The organism is Rufibacter aurantiacus (assembly GCF_017916345.1).
Classification (GTDB): domain Bacteria; phylum Bacteroidota; class Bacteroidia; order Cytophagales; family Hymenobacteraceae; genus Nibribacter; species Nibribacter roseolus.
In genome coordinates this window covers 11,066-33,236 of record NZ_JAFMSV010000006.1, presented here as the reverse complement: position 1 = coordinate 33,236, position 22,171 = coordinate 11,066, and the positions used below count along the sequence as shown (strand labels likewise).

At 53.5% G+C, this 22,171-nt stretch carries 17 protein-coding genes; 13 read left to right on the top strand and 4 right to left on the bottom strand.

The genetic code is table 11. The features are described 5' to 3' along the window. The first annotated feature begins 202 nt into the window (after positions 1-202). Positions 203-922, top strand: a complete 720-nt coding sequence (locus J3P34_RS21230) for a DUF5602 domain-containing protein (protein WP_210490640.1) — start codon at positions 203-205, stop codon at positions 920-922. A 200-nt stretch (positions 923-1,122) separates the two neighbouring features. On the opposite strand, the gene J3P34_RS21225 is transcribed toward J3P34_RS21230, so the two are convergent. The 3 genes from J3P34_RS21225 to msrB all read right to left on the bottom strand — a co-directional run bounded on the left by J3P34_RS21225 (position 1,123) and on the right by msrB (position 5,913). After that, the gene (locus J3P34_RS21225; protein ID WP_210490639.1) at positions 1,123-4,515 is read right to left on the bottom strand and encodes a DEAD/DEAH box helicase; all 3,393 of its coding nucleotides are present in this window, start codon (positions 4,513-4,515) and stop codon (positions 1,123-1,125) included. A 93-nt stretch (positions 4,516-4,608) separates the two neighbouring features. After that, a complete protein-coding gene (locus J3P34_RS21220; RefSeq protein ID WP_210490638.1) occupies positions 4,609-5,190 on the bottom strand; it encodes a TMEM175 family protein in 582 nt (193 codons plus the stop codon). Positions 5,191-5,469: 279 nt separating this feature from the next. Further along, positions 5,470-5,913 carry a peptide-methionine (R)-S-oxide reductase MsrB gene (gene msrB, locus J3P34_RS21215; protein ID WP_210490637.1) on the bottom strand — a complete coding sequence of 148 codons (444 nt, stop codon included), beginning with the start codon at positions 5,911-5,913 and terminating at the stop codon, positions 5,470-5,472. Positions 5,914-6,474: 561 nt separating this feature from the next. On the opposite strand from msrB, the gene J3P34_RS21210 reads away from it, so the two are divergent. The 9 genes from J3P34_RS21210 to J3P34_RS21170 all read left to right on the top strand — a co-directional run bounded on the left by J3P34_RS21210 (position 6,475) and on the right by J3P34_RS21170 (position 15,205). Next, positions 6,475-8,034 carry a DUF3943 domain-containing protein gene (locus J3P34_RS21210; protein WP_210490636.1) on the top strand — a complete coding sequence of 520 codons (1,560 nt, stop codon included), beginning with the start codon at positions 6,475-6,477 and terminating at the stop codon, positions 8,032-8,034. Between the two features lie 258 nt (positions 8,035-8,292). Next, a complete protein-coding gene (locus J3P34_RS21205) occupies positions 8,293-8,727 on the top strand; it encodes a hypothetical protein (protein ID WP_210490634.1) in 435 nt (144 codons plus the stop codon). Between the two features lie 171 nt (positions 8,728-8,898). Further along, positions 8,899-9,324, top strand: coding sequence for a hypothetical protein (locus J3P34_RS21200; protein WP_210465401.1), 426 nt, complete (start codon positions 8,899-8,901; stop codon positions 9,322-9,324). Positions 9,325-9,462: 138 nt separating this feature from the next. Continuing rightward, positions 9,463-10,260 (top strand): HipA family kinase, encoded by a 798-nt coding sequence (locus J3P34_RS21195; protein ID WP_210490633.1) that lies wholly within the window; start codon positions 9,463-9,465, stop codon positions 10,258-10,260. Continuing rightward, positions 10,238-10,621, top strand: coding sequence for a DUF3037 domain-containing protein (locus J3P34_RS21190; RefSeq protein WP_210490632.1), 384 nt, complete (start codon positions 10,238-10,240; stop codon positions 10,619-10,621). Before J3P34_RS21195 ends, J3P34_RS21190 begins: the two co-directional genes overlap by 23 nt. Before the next feature lie 246 nt (positions 10,622-10,867). Then, complete coding sequence (locus J3P34_RS21185; RefSeq protein ID WP_246853841.1) at positions 10,868-11,041, top strand: hypothetical protein; 174 nt, start codon at positions 10,868-10,870, stop codon at positions 11,039-11,041. Between the two features lie 205 nt (positions 11,042-11,246). Next, on the top strand, positions 11,247-12,737 hold the full coding sequence (locus J3P34_RS21180; protein WP_210490630.1) for a serine hydrolase domain-containing protein: 1,491 nt from the start codon (positions 11,247-11,249) through the stop codon (positions 12,735-12,737). Positions 12,738-12,973: 236 nt separating this feature from the next. Continuing rightward, positions 12,974-14,494 (top strand): sensor histidine kinase, encoded by a 1,521-nt coding sequence (locus J3P34_RS21175; protein ID WP_210490629.1) that lies wholly within the window; start codon positions 12,974-12,976, stop codon positions 14,492-14,494. A gap of 15 nt (positions 14,495-14,509) precedes the next feature. Continuing rightward, positions 14,510-15,205 (top strand): LytR/AlgR family response regulator transcription factor, encoded by a 696-nt coding sequence (locus J3P34_RS21170; protein WP_246853840.1) that lies wholly within the window; start codon positions 14,510-14,512, stop codon positions 15,203-15,205. 340 nt (positions 15,206-15,545) lie between these two features. Here the strand turns inward: J3P34_RS21170 and J3P34_RS21165 are convergent, their stop codons facing one another. Continuing rightward, positions 15,546-16,625, bottom strand: a complete 1,080-nt coding sequence (locus tag J3P34_RS21165) for a spore photoproduct lyase family protein (RefSeq protein WP_246853839.1) — start codon at positions 16,623-16,625, stop codon at positions 15,546-15,548. A gap of 206 nt (positions 16,626-16,831) precedes the next feature. On the opposite strand from J3P34_RS21165, the gene J3P34_RS21160 reads away from it, so the two are divergent. From J3P34_RS21160 to J3P34_RS21150, 3 genes are all read left to right on the top strand, one after another. Beyond that, positions 16,832-17,863: a spore photoproduct lyase family protein gene (locus J3P34_RS21160; RefSeq protein ID WP_210490628.1), complete on the top strand. Its 1,032-nt coding sequence runs from the start codon at positions 16,832-16,834 to the stop codon at positions 17,861-17,863. Positions 17,864-18,007: 144 nt separating this feature from the next. After that, positions 18,008-19,396 carry a patatin-like phospholipase family protein gene (locus tag J3P34_RS21155; protein ID WP_210490627.1) on the top strand — a complete coding sequence of 463 codons (1,389 nt, stop codon included), beginning with the start codon at positions 18,008-18,010 and terminating at the stop codon, positions 19,394-19,396. A 308-nt stretch (positions 19,397-19,704) separates the two neighbouring features. Beyond that, positions 19,705-21,921, top strand: a complete 2,217-nt coding sequence (locus J3P34_RS21150) for an acylase (RefSeq protein WP_210490626.1) — start codon at positions 19,705-19,707, stop codon at positions 21,919-21,921. Positions 21,922-22,171 lie beyond the last annotated feature (250 nt).

The window sequence follows — 22,171 nt, the reverse complement described above, 5'->3', positions numbered from 1 at the left end:
CCTGGTTCAGACGTTGCCTACGTCCTTCATTTACAGGTTCTCTCCGCGCAAACTGCACTCCCTCCAGTAAATTTTTACTGCCTTAACAATTCAGGGCTTTTCGTGTCAATTCTTTCTAATCAATGGAATCATGGTAAATCATTGCAATTCATATCTATTTTGGACCAGGATGATGTGCTGGTGCAGTGCACTGACTTGTCTCATGCTGTTTTCTTCCTGTGAGGACGACGATGAGGAAAGTCTGGAAGGCACCTTTTACGGACCTGTGGTGGCCGTGGGGCAGGGGAACGCAAGAACCTGGGTGACCACAGATGAGGCAGGAACTCCTACTTCCCTGGGCGTTACCTTCTCTGAGCAGGCGATCAATAGCACTGGGCTGGGAAATGCCATGCGGATGTACACGCTGGCCTTGCCTGCGCAGGCCGAGGAGACGCTTTATGACCACGTGATGCTGGACTGGAACCCGCAGGGGCACGAACCTATTCCGCTCTACGGGGTTCCTCACTTTGACCTGCATTTTTATACCATTTCTGAGGCACAAGTAGCCGCTATCCAAGGACAAGTTGAGATGGACGAAATGCCGGCCGAGCAGTTCAGACCCACAAATTACATTCTTACGCCGGGAGTGGTACCTGGCATGGGCGCCCACTGGGTAGACATCACTGATATCAACAATTCACCGGGGAACTTCGCCAAGACCTTCATTTACGGATCGCATGACGGCATTTTCATCTTCCACGAACCCATGTTCACCCTGGATTTCCTGAACACCTTACCTACCGCAGGCACCCAGACCATGAGCATACCGCAACCAGCCGCCTACCAGCAGCCTGGTTTGTACCCCCAGCGGTACAGCTATTCATACAACTCCACCACAAAGGAATACACCATTTCCTTGCTAGACCTTACTGAGAAGGATTAGCAAGCTCTAATGGACAAGCGCAGGTTATCGGTTCCAGGTGCCTCTTGCCAGATAAGAGGCACCACCATAAGGCGCTTTAAGGCTGTTTTATAAAAACCAGGCTCAAAAGGTGATAAGGCGCCAAGGATATGCTTTGCTTTTGGTTTTTAGCCCTTCTTTGAAAATGGCCCCTAAACAAAGACCTGCTCCAACCCATTGTTTTACCCCAGCAAAGCCAGCAGGTCCTGCTTGGAAAGGGATTTGAGCATACCGCCATCGGTTTTGATCAGGTCCTTGGCCAGGTCTTTTTTGGAGGCCTGCAGCTGCATGATCTTCTCTTCCACGGTATCGGGGCAGATGAGCCGGACGGCCACCACGTTCTTCTCCTGCCCGATGCGGTAGGTCCGGTCAATGGCTTGGTTCTCCACGGCCGGGTTCCACCAGGGGTCCACCAGGTACACATAGTCGGCGCGGGTGAGGTTGAGGCCGGTGCCGCCCGCCTTGAGGCTGATGAGGAAAACGCGCACGTCTTCCTGTTCCTGGAACGCGGCCACGGCGCCCGCGCGGTCTTTGGTCTGACCCGTGAGGGTGGAGAATTTGATGCCCCGCGCCCGAAGCTCTTTCTGGATAAGCTGCAGCATGGACACGAACTGCGAGAACACCAGGATTTTGTGGTGCGGCGCTTTGCTTTCTATCTGCTCCAGCAGCACCTCCAGTTTGGCCGAGGTCTCGCCGTAGGCGGCTTCCTCGGGGAGCAGGGCGGGGGAGTTGCAGATCTGGCGCAGTCTGGTGAGGCCGCGCAGCACGTGCATGGGACTTTTCTGGATTTCTTCCTCGGCCTGGGCCGAGATGAATTCCCTGATCTCCAGTTCATGGGCGGCGTAGATTTTCCGCTGATCGGTGCCCATCTCGCAGTAGAGCACCATCTCGGTTTTCTCGGGCAGCTCTTTGGCCACCTGCTCTTTTGTTCTCCGGAGCAGGAATGGACTGATTTTCCGCTGCAGTTCCCGGGCCCGTTTGTAACTCTTGAACTGATCAATAGGTTTGGAGTAGTGGTCCCGGAAGTAGCGATTGTTGCCCAACAACCCGGGGCAGGCGAAGGAAAGCTGGCCGTACAGGTCATAAGTGTTGTTCTCCAGCGGCGTACCCGTCATGACAAGGCGGTTGCGGGCCTGCAAGAGCCGCACCGCCCGGTACCGCTGGCTCTCGGGGTTCTTAATGGCCTGCGACTCATCCAGGATAATGTAGTTGAACCGGTACTCTTTCAAGACCATGATGTCAGACAACAGCGTGCCGTAGGAGGTGAGCACAACCTCGTAGCCGTCCAGTTCTGACGGGTTCTTGACGCGGTTGTTGCCGTACACGGTGGTGATTCTGAGGGTGGGCGCAAACCGGGCCGCTTCCTGCTGCCAGTTGAACAGGAGCGAGGTGGGCACCACCACCAGGTTGGTGTTGCGTTCTACCCTGGTGCGCTGCGAGAGAAGGAAGGCCAGCACCTGCACGGTTTTCCCCAAACCCATGTCATCTGCCAGACAGCCCCCGAAGTTGAACTGATCCAGAAAGCTGAGCCAGTTGAGCCCCTGCCGCTGATAGCCGCGCAAAGTGGTCTGCAGTTCCTGCGGCACCTCCACCTCCGGGATGGCAGCAAAGTCAGCCAGTTTCTGGCGATACAGTGAGAGCTCCTCCCGCACCTCCTGGCTCAAAACCTCGGCCTCGTAGAGTTCCTCAATGCTGCTGAAGTTCATCTTGGGCGTACGCAGGCGCTCGCCCACCACCTCTGCGGCGTCAAAGAAAGTCTTTAGTTTGTCTATCCATTCCTGCGGCAGGATGCCTTGGGTACCATCGTCCAGCGTCACGAAGCGGGTTTTGTTGCGCAGGGTTTTGTGCAGGTGCTTGAGCGAGGCCTTCTGTTTACCGAACTGTACGTTCAAGGAGGTGTCAAACCAGTTGATGCCGCTGGTGACCAGAATGTTGATTTTGACTTTATGCGGATTGAGGTTGCTGTTTTTTAGTTCTTTGAAGCCCAGGATGGTAATGCCCAGTTTGCGCCAGGCCTCAAAGGCGTCCAGAAACCAATCGTCCTGCAGAAAGCGGTCTTTGTGCAGGTAGAAGCAGTCCAGGTGCAGTTGTTCCCTGAAATGCGGGTGTTGCTTGAGCATGACGGCGGTGAACTGCAGCTCGGCTTCGCGGTCGCGGGCCACGGTAAAGGAAGTGCCCTGGGCATCGGTGGCCTGGATCTGCTTTTGGGAGAGCACCGGAATCTCCACGTGGCCGTAGCGCATGACGGGCGTGAGCAGCACGTAGTCCTCAGATTCAGAAAGGTAGATCAACTGTTCCCGATCCTGGTCAAAACCCTGTTCCTCCAGCTGTTTGGCCGTGGCCGGTTTCAGGTACGAATAGGAAATCCTGATTTTGGTTTCCAGGTTAGCCAGGATGCTTTCGCGGAACTCCTCAAACTTGGAGCCGTGCACCAGCACATGGAAGCCCCGCTTCTGGAAGAAATCCAGCACCCGGCGCAGGTCGGGGTTGTGGAGCAGGTACAGGTTGTGCTGGATCTGCAGAAAGTGACCGTATTTGAGTTGCAGGTGCTTGAGCGGGTACGGCTGGTCCTCAATGTACAGTTGCGCCACGATGGCGTAGAAGTTGTCTTTCACCTGCACGTCCAGCACCAGCTCCAAAGGCGTTTTCTTCAGCTGCACCGGCACCACCGAGCTGGCGGTGATGTTGCTTGATACTTCGGGGTTGTGCTGGTACACCGCCAGGTTCATTGGGTTTTGCACCAGCGCCTTCAGGGCTTCTAAGTCGGCCTCAGTGGGCTCAGAGTTGTAGTTGTTCTGGAAACGGGAGAGGGCAGTGTAGAACCGTAGTTCCTCGGGTTGGTTCGTTTTCCAGACATAATCCAGCGGACTCAGGCCTTTGAGCGGATTTTTGATCTTCCCGGTCTGGGTTGTGGCCGCCTCCAGCAGTTCCACGCTCAGGTGCTTATAATACCGGTGCTCGCCCAGCACCACAATGAGCTGCGTTTTTTCCTTCTGTTTCGTTTTGGCCGGCAGAAAAGGCAGGCTTTGCTTGGGCAGCAGCTTCTCTTTTAAAGCTACCTGCGTCTCCGGGGTCACGGGCAAAAGCTCCGGCAGGCGGGGCTTGATTTTAAGGGATTTGTGGGCGTACTCCAGCGCAAAATACTGGTCCAGGTTTTCTTCCTCGCCTAAGCCATATTCTGCGGCCACGGGTTTTATCTTATCGTGGCGCAGGGCATCGTCAAAGAAGACGCGTAGTTCCTGGCGGTTCAGAAGGGTCTGAAGCACCTGTGCCTGGTGGGCGCACAGGGCGTCTTTTGGCGTGGCGCAGTCACAGGAAAGCAGGAGTCCGTTTGGGTACTGAATGACGGAAACGGATGGAAAACGGCCGAAGGGCGAGGTGCCGGAGAAATACGCCGCGTTGATCTCTATCTGCAGGGGTTGCAGGTCAAACCCCAGGGTGCCGCCGGCCATGGCTTGGGCCGAGGAATGCCGCGCAATGGTGGCATAGGTGAGCGTACTGCCCCAGATGTTCTGTAAAAAGTAATTAGAAGGATGCACGGTCTCCGCCGCCGGTGCCTGCTCATTTTCCGCCATGTCGCCCTGAGTTTCCAAGGCATGAAGTTACGCAGAAAATTTTCCTTTTCGCCCTGGGAGCTTGTCCTGGGTCAATCACCTCAGGCTGTGATTTCAGCCTTTGGTTTCGTAGATCCTTTCAATGCGGCGGTCGGGGAGGAGCCACATGAAAGCCACCAACACGTAGATGAGGCCAGAGAGCCAAGGATTCACAAACGTGAGCACAATGCCAGTGAGATAAAGGAAAGGCGATACCTTGCCTTTGATGTCCTTGCCGATGGCGTGCGCCAGGGCAGATTCTTTGCCGCTGTGGGTGATGATGAGGTGCTGCAGAATCCAGTAGGCAATAGAGCACATGAGCAGCATGATGCCGTAGAGCGCCACCGGAACCGGGGCAAAATTGTTCTCACCCATCCAACCGGTAGTGAAAGGCACCAGGGAAAGCCAGAAGAGCAGGTGCAGGTTGGCCCACAGAATGTTGCCGTTTATTTTCCCGGCGCTGTGCAGCAGGTGGTGGTGGTTGTTCCAATAAATGCCCAGGTAAATGAAACTAAGGATGTAGCTGAGAATAACCGGAAAAAGCGGCTTAAGGGCGGTGAAATCCTGTCCGTGCGGAACCTTGATCTCCAGTACCATAATGGTGATGATGATGGCCAGTACGCCATCGCTGAATGCCTCTAAACGTCCTTTGTTCATTCTGATGCCTAATAAGCCGGTGGGATGTTCTCTTTTGAAATGGCTCTAAAATAAGAAGCGACCTGCCTTAAACCAAATCAGGCCTTGTTTCTGGAAAACAGGCCTCAAACCCCCGTGGGGTATTTTTTAGAATGGTATCAATGGAAATGCTTTCTCCTTAGGCTATCGCCTCACGGAAGTTTCAAACTTACGGCATTTTAGGTCCAAGTTGAAAACTTGAACCAGAGACCTTAGAGAAAGACCCTAAAGCCGGAGATTCCCCTCTTGGAAGGGGTAGGTTTACGCCAAATGCTTTAAACTGGCAGAGTTGATGCAATAACGCAGGCCACTTGGCTCGGGACCATCGGGAAAGACGTGGCCCAGGTGCCCGTCGCAGACGTTGCATTGCACTTCCATCCTTTGCATGTTGTGGCTGGCATCGAAGAGGTATTTGATGACGCCTTTGGCGATGGGTTGCGTGAAACTGGGCCACCCGGAAATGGCGTGGTACTTCTCAGATGCATTGAACAGCAAAGTACCGCACCCGGCGCAGGCGTACATCCCGGGCTCATAAGAACGACAATAGGCGTTCCGGTACGGCGACTCGGTGCCTTTCTGCCGCAAGATCTGGTACTGGGCGGGCGTGAGCCGCTGTTGCCATTCCTCCTCCGTTAGCTCCACTCGGTGTGCAGGCTCAGGGTTGCTGTACTTGGCATACTTGATAACGTCAATCCACCGGATCATGATAGAAACTAATGAAGCTATTAACCCTGAAAAACGAACGAACCACTGGAGAAGTTTATGCCTCTGATTTAGGAGAGGGACCCAACCCAGGTGGAAACCCTCGTAAACGGCATTTTAGCTTTCAAGCTGATTTTGTGAAAACAAGGCCTAAACGCCCTTTGAGTGAGGTGAATAACTGGTTGTAGGAATTCATTGCCCAATGGTAAATGCCTGCTTTTCCGGATTCTATACTATTGGTTTGTAATTTTATAAGATAGGTTCTCGCTTGAAAAGGCCAAGGAAGTTAATCGTAAGTCAACTTAGTTGACCTTTCGATGAATAAGTTTATCCTGCGGGTATTAAGTAAAAAGTCAATTTTGTTTTAGGGCTGGTTTGCTAAAATAAGCCTTAAAGCTCACGTTAGGGCATAGGTAGCCTAAAGGAAAGCAGGGTTGCCTTGAGGAAGTACTACTTTTATGAGGTTTTCTCGTATGACGCATTTAAACACAGGTATAGGGAATTACACTTTGTGAAATCAAAGGATAGATTTGCCTTTTTCCTGACTGATGCTGAACCATTTATATGAGATACAGACTTACTTTCCTCTTTTTCTTTAGCTACATAATGGGGCTGCAGGCCCAGGTGATCACGGCTCCGGATTCCATCAAACCGGGTAGGGGCAGCCGGGAGACACAATTGCAGCGTATCAAAGAACGCAAGAAACGGCTGTTTACTGATCCGGTCAACGGCACCGAACCCAAGAACGCTTTCCTGCTGGACACCACGCTGTTCAACAAGTACGGCGACCTGCTCAACGATGACCCCGAGTACAATAAACGGCAACCTATCTGGAAACCCACGGCCCAGGTCATCGGGTTGAATGCGGGATTTATGGCCTTCAACCGCTACGTGGCCAAGGCAGATTACGGCTACGTAAGCCCTGAGACCTGGAAAACTAACCTGAGGTCTAAACCCGAGTGGGATACGGATGAGTTCGGGATCAACTTCATCGGGCACCCGTACCAGGGTACCTTGTATTTCAACGCCGCCCGATCGCAGGGCTACAACTACTGGCAGTCTTTGCCGTTTGCCGTGGGCGGAAGCCTTACTTGGGAGTACCTGGGCGAGAACACGCTGCCGTCTTATAATGACATGATTTACACACCGCTCAATGGGGCCGCGCTGGGGGAGATTCTGTATCGCCTCAGCTCTAACATCCTGGACGACCGTACCCGCGGCCGCGAACGGGCGGTGCGCGAGATTGCCGCGGGCCTGGTGAACCCGGTACGCGGACTGAACCGATTGCTGCAAGGCAAAACCTTCCAGGTCACGAACAAGGAAGTCTACGAGAAAGAACCCATCAACATCACGCTGTTTGCCGGGGTGCATCGCCAGAACGAACGCCAGGATGATGTCTTCGGCCCCGCCGATACCAAGGGAATGCTCAACGTGCAACTGGACTACGGCAACCCTTTTGAACGGCAGAAACGCAAACCATTTGACCTGTTCCGCCTCCGGGCCGAGTTCAGTAAGGGTGGCGAGGACACCACTGCCGGTATTATCAACAACATCACCGGGTACGGCATCCTGACGGGGCGCAACTCTAAACTGGGCAAACTGGACCTGCTCACCGGCATTTTCCAGTACTACGACTATTGGAACACGCGTAACTTCGACTTAGGGGCGCTGGGTTTTGGCGGAGGGGTGTTCACGCGTTTGCCGCTCACAAACCAACTGAACCTCTATACCAACGCGCACCTGGGCGTGATTCCGCTGGCCGGCAACAGCACCCGTTTCGCGCCGGATGAAAACGGCCTCCGCAACTACGTGTACACCACTGGTCTGCACGGGAAAATAGAAAGCACGTTGAGTCTGGGGCGCTACGCTTCCGCCGCGTTTGTGTATTACCATTACTGGCTCAAGACCTTTGAAGGCCTGGAGGGCAGCAACTCCATCGGGATCATCCGGCCGCGGGTAACGGTGCAGTTGTACAAGAACCTGAGCCTGGGTTACGAGCATTTCGGATACACTACCAACCGCCGACTGGAAGAATACCCCACCCAGCGCGCCGTCATCACCGACCAGAAAATCTTCCTGCAACTCTTCCTCCAGGACCCGCAGCGCAAAGGCCGGTACAACTAAGACTGATGTCTGGTTATAGTTCGCTCAGGTTTGTTAGTCTGTTGGTGTTTAAGGCCTGTTTAGCCAAAATCAGACTTAAACACCAAACAGGGCTTCATACTGAAACTAACCTCAGTACCTGCTTTCGGCTCTATTGAAATCAGGAGGAAAGCAACGTCCTAAAGGGAATTCTATAAGTTCTGCCCCTGATGCCGTACCTTTAGTGTTTAAGAAAAGGGTTGGCAATCTGGCGCAGCCCTGGAAGAGAACGGCAGAAACATGAAAGCAATAGGCAACATCCTTAACATCAACACGCAGCGCGACAGCCGGCACAAAGGCATTGAGGTGCACCTTGATTCCATTGAATACCTCACCAGCAAGAAAGACGGACGCTACTACCAGGATTTTGAGTATCTGGACGAGCTGGAAACCCCGCTGGTGATCACCGGCGACTGCTTGGCACGGGTGAGCGGCAAACCCTCTGCAGACGGGGAGTACGAGTTCAAGGTGTATGACAAGGTAGGGGAGGAGTACGTCCTGAACCCCGACAAAAAGCTGTACTTAACCGTAGTCTATGACTTTGACGAGGATCTGAACATCCTCTCTGAGGCGTATTACTCCGTGAACATGCCCAACGAGGAGTTCACCCAATTCAAAATGGAGAAGGAGAAAGAGAAATCCAGGAAAAACTGGAAAGGCCGTAAGAGAGGTTAAGCTGGTCTTTTTTTAACGCAAAAACCTTTTGGTTTTCAGGCTGTTTTCAGAAAATTGACTCTAAAGGCGGAATACTGGCCCCTGGCCGAACTTTTGTGCTCAGACAGAGTACATAAACAGAGTATTTCTTACATTAGGAAAGGTGGTGAAAACCCCATCAGGAACCGGAAAATGGCAACCTTGCAACTAGAGAATCTGTACCAGGATGACGTTGTCCAGATAGACCTAGACAAAGGCAACGCCATGCTGCAGTTCACTTTCCTGCAGCAGCCCACTCTTGATCAGTTCAGAAATCGGTACCAACTGGCCTTTGACCGGGCGGGCCTCAAAGGAGTAAAGCTCTGGCTCACCGATGCCCAGAAAATCAAAGTCATGCAACCCGAGAACCAGACCTGGCTCAAGCAGAACATGGCGCCGCTGTTTGCCTCAAATCAACTGCAGAAATTCGCGATTGTCATGGCGCCTGAGTGCTTTGTCATGACCAATCCGCATAAAGTATATGAAAAACCCGCCGAAGGTAAAGATGCTCCGGTGACGGGGAAAATAAAGGTGCATTTCGCCAAGGATGCCGCCTTAGACTGGCTCCTGAATGATTAAAGCCCTGCCCCTTCTTACAAAAAGCACCGCTTTTTTCAGGCGGCCCACAAAAACCATCCACCATGCGGGTGTATCTTGCCAGGAAAGCAGCAACGGCGGCTATCGGGGCACCGGTGCACCAGAAGGAAATTACAATCTATGAATTACAAGCAACCAGAGCTTAGAACCGTCAATGTGGTGCGGTACGTGACCCCGCTGCGCGAAGGTGGTTCTCTGCCCGCCATTGTGGAGGCAGACGATGAGTTTCTCTATGTGCTCAAATTCCGGGGAGCCGGACAGGGCGTAAAAGCCCTCATTGCCGAGCTGGTGGCCGGCGAGATGGCCCGCATCCTGGGTTTCAGGGTACCTGAGCTGGTGTTCGCGCACCTGGACGAGAGTTTCGGGCGCACCGAGCCTGATGAGGAGATCCAGGATTTGCTGCGGTTCAGCGAAGGCCTCAACCTGGGTCTCCATTACCTGTCAAGGGCCATTACCTTTGATGCGCTGGTGACCACCGTTGATGCCCGGCTGGCCTCTGAGGTAGTCTGGTTTGATTGCCTCATCACCAACGTGGACCGCACCGCCCGCAACACCAACATGCTCATGTGGCACAAGGAACTGTGGCTTATTGACCACGGCGCGGCCTTTTACTTCCACCACTCGTGGCAGAACTGGCTGGAGCAGGCCAAGCGGCCGTTCGCCCAGGCCAAAGACCACGTGCTGCTGCCCCAGGCCACCGAGCTGGAGGCGGTGGACGCTGAGTTCAAGGCCATTCTTACCCCCGAGGTAATCCAATCCATTGTATCTTTGATCCCCGAGGACTGGCTCACCGGGGATTCCCCGTTTGCCACCCCAGAAGAGCACCGCCAGGCGTACGCCCAGTTCCTGGAGACCCGCCTGGCCCATACCGAAACCTTTGTGAAAGAAGCGCAACATGCAAGAAAAGCACTTATTTGAGTACGCCGTTTTAAGGGTAGTTCCCTGCGTGGAGCGCGAGGAATTTCTCAACGTGGGTGTGGTGCTCTACTGTTCTTCGCAAGGATTTCTCCAGACCCTGTTCCACCTGGACCATCAGCGCCTGCAGGCCTTCACCACACCCGTGGACCTGGACGAGCTGCACGCCCGCCTGGATGCCTTCGCCCGCATCTGCGCCGGTGGCAAAGCGGGCGGCACCATCGGCCGGTTGCCCATCGCCTCCCGTTTCCGGTGGCTCACCGCTACCCGCAGCACCATTGTGCAGACTTCGCCCGTACATCCCGGCCTATGCACTGATGCTCAGGAGACCCTGGACCGCCTGTTCCATCAACTGGTGCTGTAAGTTGAGCGCCTGGTAAAAATTGATCTTGGTGGCCCTGCTCCGTTTAGCGCCTGTTTTTCTAAAATGGGGCACTAAACGGAGCTCGCCAGATATGGAGAATTCCTCCGGCGAGCAGCTTGAAAAGCATGGGAATTGAATTCATTGTGCCTGAGTGATGTTTCCTTTCTGACGCCTTTGGTGGCGGAAAGCTCAGCATTTAAGAGCAGACACCAGGATCGCATAAAGAGAGGTACAACCCAGATGAAGATGACAGAAGAAGAATTTGATAATAGATTGGTGGAGACCCTGGATGCTTTCCTGGAAACCATGGCCGAGAGTCCCGAGGTAGACCTGGACAGATTCTATACCATGACCTGCCTGCTGGAGAACCTGCGGTTTTTCAGCCCGGTTCTGTACAGCGCCATCAAGAACAAAGAGTAAGCATAGCGGCTCCTGGGCCAAGAGCCCATGTAGCGTTTAACGCCTATTTTCACGGAATTAAGCCCAGAAAAAGCCATCAGAAGATGGCTTTTTTGGTTTCTGTCCCACAAACCTGAGACTTCATCACATTTAATTTTGCCTCTGCTCAAAGCTTTTTACTCTTGCTCATCATTAGTACAGGTTGTTTCATCTAACCCTAAAGATTATGAGCAATTCCCTTCAGAAAGCCAGCCAAACCGCTCGGTGCCTGCCCGCAGGTTCCTTTCTCCGGAGCGGTTTACTTCTTCTTGCCTTCGGGGTAGCCTCGCTGCCGGCCTGCACCCAGAAGGCCAAATTGGCACACCTCCAGGTTTCCGCTTCGCAAAGCCTGGTTACCCAAGCTTCCTCCCCCCACATAGACCGAATAGAGTTCGCCGCCAACCTGGCCGCCGATGATCACCTGCGGGCGGGCCTCACGCCGGGCATGAGCCTGGCCGTGGCCAAAGACGGCAAGGTGGTGTTTGAGCGCGGCTACGGCGAGGCCGATGTAGAGAACGGTGTATTGGCCGGTCCGGAAACGGTGTACAAGATTGGCTCGCTCACCAGACAGTTTACCGCGGCTATGGTCATGCGGTTAGTGGAGGAGGGCCGGGTTTCCCTGGATGACCCCGTAACCCAGTTTCTGCCTGATTACCTAACGAGGGGAAACCAGGTCACCATCCGCCACCTGCTCAACCACACTTCCGGCATCAAATCGTTCCCGCTGAAGGTCCAGGAAAACCGGCAGCGGTTTCGGCAGGATCTTTCTTACGAAGAGATGGTTCAACTCTTCGGGGAACAGCCTTTTGACTTCAGGCCCGGCGAGCGGTTCGCAGAAAACAACATGGCTTATTACCTGCTGAACGAGATCATCTCCAGGGTAACCGGAATGCCTTATGAAGATTACGTCAACACCGAGCTTCTGCAGCCCTTGCAGCTGAACCACACCGCTTTCTGCGAGGAAAATCGGCTGATCCCTAACCGGACCCGGGGTTACGAGTACCAGGAAGGCAAACTCATGAACGCCGGTTATGTCAACATGCAGGTGGCCGGCGGGGCAGGGGCGCTCTGCTCTAACTTAGGTGACCTGCTCCGCTGGACATATTTGCTGCACAGCGGTCAGGTCGTATCACCCGCCTCGTTGCGGCAAATGATGTCGCCTACCCAGTTGGCCAACGGCGATACCGTAGGATATGGGTTCGGGTTGGAGCTGAATGAATTGGGCGGGCATCCGCAGGTTTTCCAAACGGGCAGTGCCAACGGGTTTGTCTCGGCGCTGGCTTATTATCCCAAAGACGGCCTCACTGTTGCCGTGTTGATGAATTCCACCACCGGAAAGCCTTTAGAGGTTTTGAAATCTTTGGCCCGTGCGGCCTTGGGTCTGGAAGTGCACGATCTGCCTCTCCGGGCCAAAGAGATCGGCAAGTACCAAGGCACCTATACTTACCGGGCCGGCCAGAAAACGCGCGAGCTGCGTGTGTTCTGTGAGAAGGGGCAGCTCAAAGCCCAATCCTTGGGCGGCAAACCCTTCCGGCTTCTCTACCAAGGAAACCACGTGTTCATTCCTGAGGTGGACGAGGACCTGCGCATCGCCTTCTCCATGGAAAACGGCCGGGCCCGGGGCTTGCACCTGCATGCTGGGCGGTGGGAGGTAACATCGGCTAGACGAAAGTCTTAGCCCAAAAGCCTTCTTCATAGAGAAATGTCGCTGGTGTTTTAGAGCTGTTTTGTGGAAAGCGCATCCAAAATGCCAGCCGCTTTTCTTGTCATCCTTCCTGCTTTACAGTCTTTTTCCCGGTTTTTCTTTTGCCCAGCGGTACGCCTTGTGGCTTTCATCACATTTTCGGCGGCACTCGTCACTTTTTTTATTTTTCAAGCGGGCATTGCCCTATCATTGTTTTAAAATCCTGAGCCATGAATGACCTCGTCAATAATCCATCGTACCTCAAAAGAGTAGAGTTTTGGGGCGCCACTACCATCTTCGTTTTTGCGGTTTTCTTCCTGACCACCATCTCCCATGGGCCCGACCAACATCGGTTTGAGGAGGCCGGGATTCCGTTTTACTATTACCAGGACTTTTTTTTTCCGCGGCTCATCCGCTACACGCTTCTTTACCTGGGCTTCCTGCTGCTCAACTTCAAAGTCATCCCCAAACTCCTGGAGAAAGAAGGCTTAGTAAAGAACATCCTGGTGGTGATAGGGCTCTTTCTGTTGGTGGGACTGGTGTTTGGCATTACCGATACCTACTCTAAAAATTACATCTTTAACCGGTACACCTCGGAGGACGAGGCCTACCAGGCCATTTTCCAGGGGAGCTATTTCTATGCTTTTAGGTTGCTGTTGCTCATCGGGTTTTACGCCTTCATTAAATATGTAGGGTTGTACCTGCTGTCCAGCTCAGAGATGATCCAATCTAAATACCGCCTTATCACCCGCGACGGCCTGGCCGCTTTTGTGATCTGGATGATCAGTATGTTCCTCTTGATGGTAGTGGATGCTGAAGGGGAGTTGATTTTGGGCTGGGGCATTGTGGGGCCCAGTAGTATCCTGCTTTACTGCTACTCGTTTTATGCTCTTATCCCTAAATCTCTGTCTAAAAAGAAACCCTTCAGAGCATATTTGGGAAAAGCAGTTCTGGTACTGATTGCCTCAATTATTCCCATCGGGTTTCTGGCGCTGCTTCTGGTACAGGGTACTGTACAGGATAATGAGTTTGCCTTCATGATAGCGATTTTCAATGTTTTCTTTCAGTTACTCATCACAGTGCCTGTTTCCTGGGTACTGTTCAAGCGCCAGATGCAGGGCCATGCAGAGATCCACGTGCTCAAGCAGGAACTGGGTCAGTCAACCGCTAACTTTGATTTCCTGCGCTCGCAGATCAACCCGCATTTTCTGTTCAACGCGTTGAATACGATCTACGGCACCGCCATTCAGGAAAATGCCGAGCGCACGAGCGAGGGTGTGGAGAGGCTGGGCAACATGATGCGGTTCATGCTGCAGGAGAACCTGCAGGAGCGGATCTCGCTGGTGCGTGAAGTGGAGTACCTGGAGAACTACATCAGCTTCCAGCGCCTCCGCACCGATGAAAGCCCCAGCGTACGCATCACGGCCCAGATTGAGCAGCCCATTTGCCCTGTTCAGATATCGCCCATGCTGCTGATTCCGTTTGTGGAGAACGCCTTTAAGCACGGCATCAGTTTTAGGGAGCCTTCGCACATCAACATCACGCTGGAGGTGAAAGACAAGACCCTGTACTTTGACGTGCACAACAGCAAGCACGACAAACAGGGTAATGATCCGGAGAAAGACAAAAGCGGGATTGGCCTGGTGAACGTACGGCAGCGACTGCAACTGCTTTACCCGGGCCGGCATGAACTCATCATCCGGGAAACAGGCAAAGAATTTTTTGTGCATCTTACCCTGCAGGTAGCCTAGTCCGTTAAAACCTATATGTCCACTTCTACTATGAAAGCCATTGCCATTGACGATGAACCCATAGCGCTGGAGATTGTGCGTTCGCACGCCTCCAAGGTTCCCTTCCTGGACCTGAAAGCCGAGTTCACCGATGCCTTCAAAGCCCTGGAGTACCTGCAGAAGGAGAGCATTGACTTACTGTTCCTGGACATAAAGATGCCCGATATCTCGGGCATCGATTTTTTCAATTCTCTCAGCAAAAAGCCGCTCCTTATCTTCACCACTGCCTACTCAGAGCACGCCGTGACCTCTTTTGAGATGGATGCCGTTGATTACCTGCTCAAGCCGTTTTCCTTGTCAAGGTTCATTAAGGGCTGTAACAAGGCGTTTGAGCTCTATAATTTCAGAAACGCCTCAGAAACCACGGACCATCTCTACATCAAAACCGGCTACGAGCAGATCAAGGTTTTTTACGAAGACATCCTCTACCTGGAAGCCACCGGCAACTACGTCACCTTCGCCACCAAAGACAAAAGCATTCTCTCGCGCAGCACCTTCATTGAAGCCATCAACCTGTTGCCCCCGGATAAATTCGTGCGGGTGCACCGTTCTTTCGTAGTGGCAGTGAACAAGATTGACAAAGTGGAAAGGCACCAGGTCACCATCAACCACAAAACCATCCCCTTGAGCGAAGCCTTTCGCCAAAGCCTCACCGCTTATTTAGGCCGGTAGAGGGGAAATCTGTTTAGAGGTTGTTTTTTAGAAAAAGGTCTTTAAACAGGGTAGAGGCTAGTGAATAGTTGGCAGTTCTTTCTACACGCATTCCGTCCCCCTTTGAAGGGGGTAGGGGGATGACTACTCATGCAGAGCATGGCATTCCCGAAATTTTTGTTAGGACAATCCCTTGTGTTTGCTCTAACTCCGTAGCCATAGTATTTGGTTCTTGAAACGGCCTTGTCATCCCCCTACCCCCTTTGAAGGGGGACGATATGCGTGGGGAATGCGCAGTAAAAACGAAAAGCCGGTAAGACAATTCATACCGGCTTTCGCTTTCCAAAATATATTCTCCGCCTTAGGTCCAATACAAAATGGGAGCCTGAGGGAAGCGTCTTTTGAGTTCGCTGTAGAAGAAGCTGCGCAGCATGTGCATGGTGGCGGAGTTGTAGACGTACTTCTTGCCCCCGAACTTGTTGTATTTGAGGGATCGGTTGCTCTCATCAAAGTCAATGATGGTGTTGGGGTACCATTCCTGCAGGAGCGCCTTGGAGCCTGGGGTGAACCGGTGACTGATCAGCTCAAAGGTGATCTCACAGGGGAAATCCAGGGTCTGCTCCAGGCGGTCCAGCAAATAGGTGTACTGCTCTTCCCAATCGGGCACGGGCATGATGGGCGCGATGACCAGACCTACTTTGTAGCCTCCGCCGCCTTGGGCCTGCGGGAGCGCCAACTTGCGGATGGCGGCCAACCGGGCCTCCATAGAAGCAGTACCACCTTCCATCCGCCGAGAGATGAAATCGGTGTTGAGGCTGATGCGGGGTTGGGTATGGCCGCTGTGCGGAAGGTTGAGCAGGCCGTCTACCTGGTCAAATTTGGAGACCCAGCGCAGGTGCAAGTTCTCCTGTTCCCCAAAGAAACGGATAGTCTCGGCCAGGCTGCCCGTGAGGTGCTCAATACCCAGCGGATCTGTGTAGCAGCTCGCCTCAAAGGTGGTCACCTCGTTTGGTTTGCGGTAGTTCACCAGGTTGTTGAGAATGGTAGGCAGGTTGGCGAAGGTTCTGATCACGGGCGGACCCTGCAAACTGCCGGCCAGATAGCAGTACTGGCAATGGGCGGGACAGCCTTCGGCCAGGTGAAACTGGTAATCGGCGGAGGGGGGAATGGGTTGCAGTTTCAAGGCGCTGGGTGGGGCGGTGACAATGGCCAGGGTGCTTTTGGCCTTGCGGTAGGTTTCACGTTCTTCTTCGCCGCGCAAACCAGTCAGCCGGTTGCTCTTCAGTTCCTGCACCGGCAAGCCCAAGTCCTGCACCCGCTTGTAGATCTGCCTACCCCAGGGCTCGTCCAACGCGGCAGGGGTAATGAGTACTTGCTTGGGCATCCATATTTTAGAGCGGATCTCCGCTGTAGGATTTACAATCTCCTGAACTGCTTCCATGTACGTGTTTTATAGCTGAGATAATGGGTGATTCTAAGGCAGCACATCAGCATGAAAAGGCTTTTCTGCTGCTATAGAACTAACATCAACTCACCTCCTTTGATTCATATTTTTAGCCTGTAAAATGTTTATAAATCGTTATTTATCAATAGGTTGTAAATATATTTTCCTGAACCGGAACACTGTTGCAGCTGTTGTAAAAGGGTATGCAAAAATTCAATCCATCTACTATTCTCTACACTCCCGATGCCCTGAATGAGCGCGGGCAGAAGGCTTTGCTCACCTACCCAGAGGCGGTGCCACAGGCCATTGCGCAGCATAACCGGTTACCGGTTCTGGAGAGAAACCATTACCAGGTAAAGTCAGATGTGTTGGTGCTGGGTCGCCTGAAAACGCTGGTGTGTCGGGAGAGCGGCCGCAGCTCAGATTTCATCGCGCCTAGCCTGGCCAATGGGTGTCTGGGGGCTTGTGCCTATTGCTACGTTGACCGCAACAAGACCGTCAACCCCATCACGCTGTTCACCAATACCGAGGAGATACTGGCCGCCGTAAATAAGCACGTGCAGAAGCAGGCCTGGCCCAAGATTCCTAACCAGACGCACGCGCAGTTCTATACCTATGACATCGGGTGTAACTCAGACGTTTCGGTGGATGCTTCTATCTCTGATGGCGTGGAGACGGCCATCCGGTTTTTCCGGGACCATCCCAAAGCGTTTGCCACCTTCGCCACTAAGTTTGTGAACCCCCAGATGCTGGACTATGATCCGCAGGGTAAGACCCGGATCAGGTTTAGTCTGCTGCCCCAGAAAGTAAGCAAGCTCGTAGACGTGCGCACCGATAGCCTGGCCAAGCGCCTGGCCGCCATCAACGACTTCTACCAGGCCGGTTATGACGTGCACGTGAATTTCTCACCGGTGATTGTGTATGAAGGCTGGCTGGACGATTACCGCGAACTATTTGAGCAATTGAATGAGGTGGTGCCTCCCAAATTGAAGGAAACCATGAGTTGCGAAGTTATTTTCCTTACCCACAACCAGTGGCAGCACGAGATCAACCTGTCTATCAACCCTAAAGCCGAGGACATGATCTGGGCCCCGGCTATTCAGGAGACGAAGAAAAGCCAGTTTGGCGGCATTAATGTGCGCTACCAGTACCAGCTCAAAGCCCAGTGGATTTCTGAATTCAAAAAGCTGCAGCAGGAAGTGATTCCGTGGTGCCAGATCAGGTACATTTTCTAAAAAACAGCCTCAAAATGCATAAGCCTCTGTTCCGCTTTCATGGAAGCAGAGGCTTTTTTTACCCTTCGTTTCATCAGAGTAGGGCATAGATAAGTCATTGCTGGTCTTTATATTAGATTCAGCAACAGAGGCATCATTACATCTATGAATCTCCATGCTGACACCAACAAAAGACCAGGTACCCAGAACTTAAGTGTTTTAGAGATGAGGATTGAACAGTTTACAACCGAGAATGGGCTGGTGCAGTCTACCTTGACCCAACTGCGCGAGCGGGTAAAAGATAAAACCTTCTCAGACGTGGTAGACGGGGAGGGGCACCAGTACGTGGACCTGGTGATGGAAGGCGGCGGCATGCTGGGGATTGCCTTGGTGGGTTACGTATATGTGCTGGAGCAGATGGGCATTAGGTTTCTGCGCTTGGGCGGCACTTCGGCGGGATCTATCAACGCTCTGCTTATGGCCGCGGCCGGACCCAAATACCAACCGGCCAGCGACTGGATTCTGCAGATCATGGCCAATAAGAACTTCTATGACTTTGTAGACGGCGACTCAGACGCCAGAGACTTTATTGAGGCTTGGGTAGAAGGCAGCGGCCTGGTGAAACTCACCTGGAAAGGGGCTCAGGTCATAGACAACCTCCGCAATGACTTTGGGCTGAACCCGGGCCGGCATTTCCATGAATGGCTTACGGCGCAGCTGAAGGTGAAAGGGGTAGATACCTGGGGCAAACTGGAGGCCCTCAGGGTGCAGGGGAATGAACGCCTTATCCACCGCGACGGTACGCCCTACATCTCAGATTCTGCGGGCCGGCTGGCCCTGGTGGCCGCCGATGTCACGACCCAGACCAAGGTGGATTTTCCGGCCATGGCCAATCTGTATTGGGCAAACCCCAGCCAGGTGAACCCGGCAGATTTTGTGCGGGCCTCCATGGCCATTCCCTTGTTTTACCAGCCGTTTGTGGTGAGAAACCTGCCCAAGGGATTAGCGGCATTGGACAGATGGAACAAGGTGGGCTACACCGGCAATGTGCCGGAAGAAGTCTATTTCATAGACGGCGGCATCAACTCAAACTTCCCCATTGACTTGTTCCACAACCACAATAAAGTCCCGCAGGCGCCCACCTTCGGGGTGCAGCTGGGCGTGGACCGTGATGAACCAAGGCGCATCAAAACCGTGACGAACCTAATAGGCGCCATCTTTGACTCGGCCCGCCACGTGCACGACTATGACTTCATTGCCCGTAACCCAGACTACCGGCACCTGGTGGCCTTTCTGGATACCGACGAGTTCACCTGGTTTGACTTCCGGATGCCCGATGCGCAGAAACTCCGTTTGTTTGAGGTAGGGGTGAAAGGCGCTGCTGACTTTCTCATCAGGTTTGATTGGGTTAAATACAAAGAACTGCGGCAAACCATGGTGGCCCTGAAACAGAAGTCAGACAACATGTTAGCCAAGGCCAATACCAAAGCCTTGATCCATGGCCATCTCAAAGATCATCCAGATTTAGATTCTTCCCATGCGCCAGGCGCCTGACCCTATATTTTGACAAAACAGCCCTAAAACGCAAGCCTGAAGACTTCACTAGGTCGTGGCTGATGTATGGGCAGTTCTGGTATGCTGGAGTTATAACATCAGCGAAGCAGGTTGAGGCTTTTGCCTCAAGGAGGTTGCAAACTTCCGGCCAATATAGGTCCCATTTGGAAACTTGAACCAGGTACTCATGATAATGAATTAACCTTATGTTTTGGGAGTGTTATTTACATCCGGCGGCGGCGTTTAGTGGGCATTTTCAGCAAAAGAGGCTAAATTGGCCATCTGTCTATTCCACCATCTAACAGCCCATGCATTACTTCAGAAAGAATACGGCCCTGGTATTCCTTTTCATTTCCCTTCTTTTCTCCTGCGCCTCCAGTGAAAAGGCCGTCTCCGCGAAACAGGTGGAGAAATGGGAGCAGCAGGCCGCCCGCGTGACCATTATCCGCGACGATTTCGGGGTGCCCCACATCTACGGTAAAACCGATGCCGATGCGGTTTTCGGGCTGCTGTACGCGCAGTGCGAGGATGACTTCAACCGGGTGGAGCGCAACTACCTGTGGGCCATCGGCCGGCTGGCCGAGGTGGAGGGCGAGGAGATGCTCTACAGCGACCTGCGGGCGCGCCTGTACATGACCAAAGAGGAAGCCATCCGGAACTACGAGAAAAGCCCGGCCTGGCTCAAGACGCTCTGCAACGCCTTCGCCGATGGCATCAACTATTACCTGCACACGCACCCAGAGGTGAAGCCCAAACTGCTCACCCATTTTGAGCCCTGGATGCCCATGTACTTCTCTGAAGGTTCCATTGGCGGCGATATTGAAAGCGTGTCCACTGCCCGCATCAAGGCGTTTTATGAGTCAAACAAATCATTGGGCTACAACAGCTACGGCGATGGGCTGGAGCACCCGGCCCTTCTGGCCGAGCCGAAAGGCTCCAACGGCTTCACCATCTCGGGCAAGCACACCGCCTCCGGTAAGGCCATGCTGCTGATCAACCCGCATACGTCCTTTTTCTTCCGGGGCGAAGTGCACGCCGTGAGCGAGGAAGGCCTCAACGCCTACGGTGCCGTGACCTGGGGGCAGTTCTTCATCTACCAGGGCTTCAACGAGAAAACCGGCTGGATGCATACCTCGGCCTACGCCGATGTGATTGACGAGTTTGAGGAAACCATTGTGAAGGAAAACGGCAAACTGTTCTACCAGTACGGGAGTGAGAAGCGGCCGGTGACCTCGTCAAAAGTGACCCTGGCCTACAAAGACGGCGGCGAGGTGAAAGAGAAAACCTTCACCACGTTCAGGACGCACCATGGGCCTATCACGCACCAGAACGGCGACAAATGGGTGGCTACGGCCCTCATGTGGAAACCCGTGGAGGCCCTGACCCAATCCTACACCCGCACGAAGAAAAGCAACCTGAAGGAGTTCAACGAGATGATGAAGATCAGGACGAATTCCTCCAACGGCACCGTCTACGCCGATGCCGACGGCAACATTGCTTATTACCACGGCAACTTCTTCCCGCGCCGCGATCCGGCTTTTGACTACACCAAACCCGTAGACGGCTCAAACCCCAAAACCGACTGGAAGGGAATCCATCCGCTGGAGGAAACCATCATTGTCACCAACCCGGCCAACGGCTGGATTCAGAACTGCAATTCCACCCCGTTCACCAGCGCTGGCGAATACAGCCCCAAAAAGGAAAACTACCCCGTGTACATGGGCCAGTCGCCGGAGAATTTCAGGGGCATTCATGCGGTGCGGCTCCTGAAGAAAGCGAATGACCTCACCCTGGACAAACTCATCAAACTGGCGTACGACCCGTACCTGCCGGCTTTTGAGGTGTTGATTCCGGGTTTGGTGAAAGCCTATGATGCCCAGAAACCCAATGATCCCAAACTGAAGGAAGCCATTGACGTGATGCGTCACTGGGATTTCGCCGTTTCAAAGGAATCCGTTCCTATGTCGCTGGCGCACTTCTACGCGACCAACCTGTTCAAAAACGGCAGCGCGCCGCAGGGCCTGAGTCTGATTGACCGCATCACCTACTATGCCAACACTGCTCTTGAGAAAGAGCGCCTGGAGATTTTCGCCCAGACCGTGGCACAGGTGGAAAAGGACTTCGGGACCTGGAGGACGCCCTGGGGCGAGATCAACCGTTACCAGCGCCTCACCGGCGACATTAAGCAGCCGTTCAATGACGCGGCGCCCAGCATTCCGGTGGGCATGGCCTCGGGGAATTGGGGCGCGCTGGCTTCCTTCGGGTCTAGCGCGTACAACACCAAACGCCTGTACGGCACCCTGGGCAACAGCTTCGTGGCGGTAGTGGAGTTCGGGGACAAAGTGAAGGCCAAAACCCTGTTGGCCGGTGGCCAGAGCGGCGACCCTAAATCGCCGCACTTCTCTGACCAGGCCCAGCGCTACGCCGATGTCCAGTTCAAAGACGTGGCCTATTACCGCGAGGACGTAGAGAAACGCGCCGAAGCCACCTACCATCCCGGCCAGAAACCCACTAGAACCAAATAGCTTTTCCGTTTAGGGGCCCTTTTCTGGAAAACAGGCCCAAAATAGTATCACCAAACAAAAGTCCTCTCTACCCGGGAGGTCTTTTGTTTTTAGGGCCATGCAGCCGAAGATTTCATTAACAGGCCAGACCTTCCTGGCCAACCAAGGGTAGGGCAGAGGGACAAAGAAGATTTTACTTGATACTGGCTTCGTAAGTGATCCTTATCCTTAACTCATGAGACTCTTATCTTTTGAAGTACCCAGTCATCTT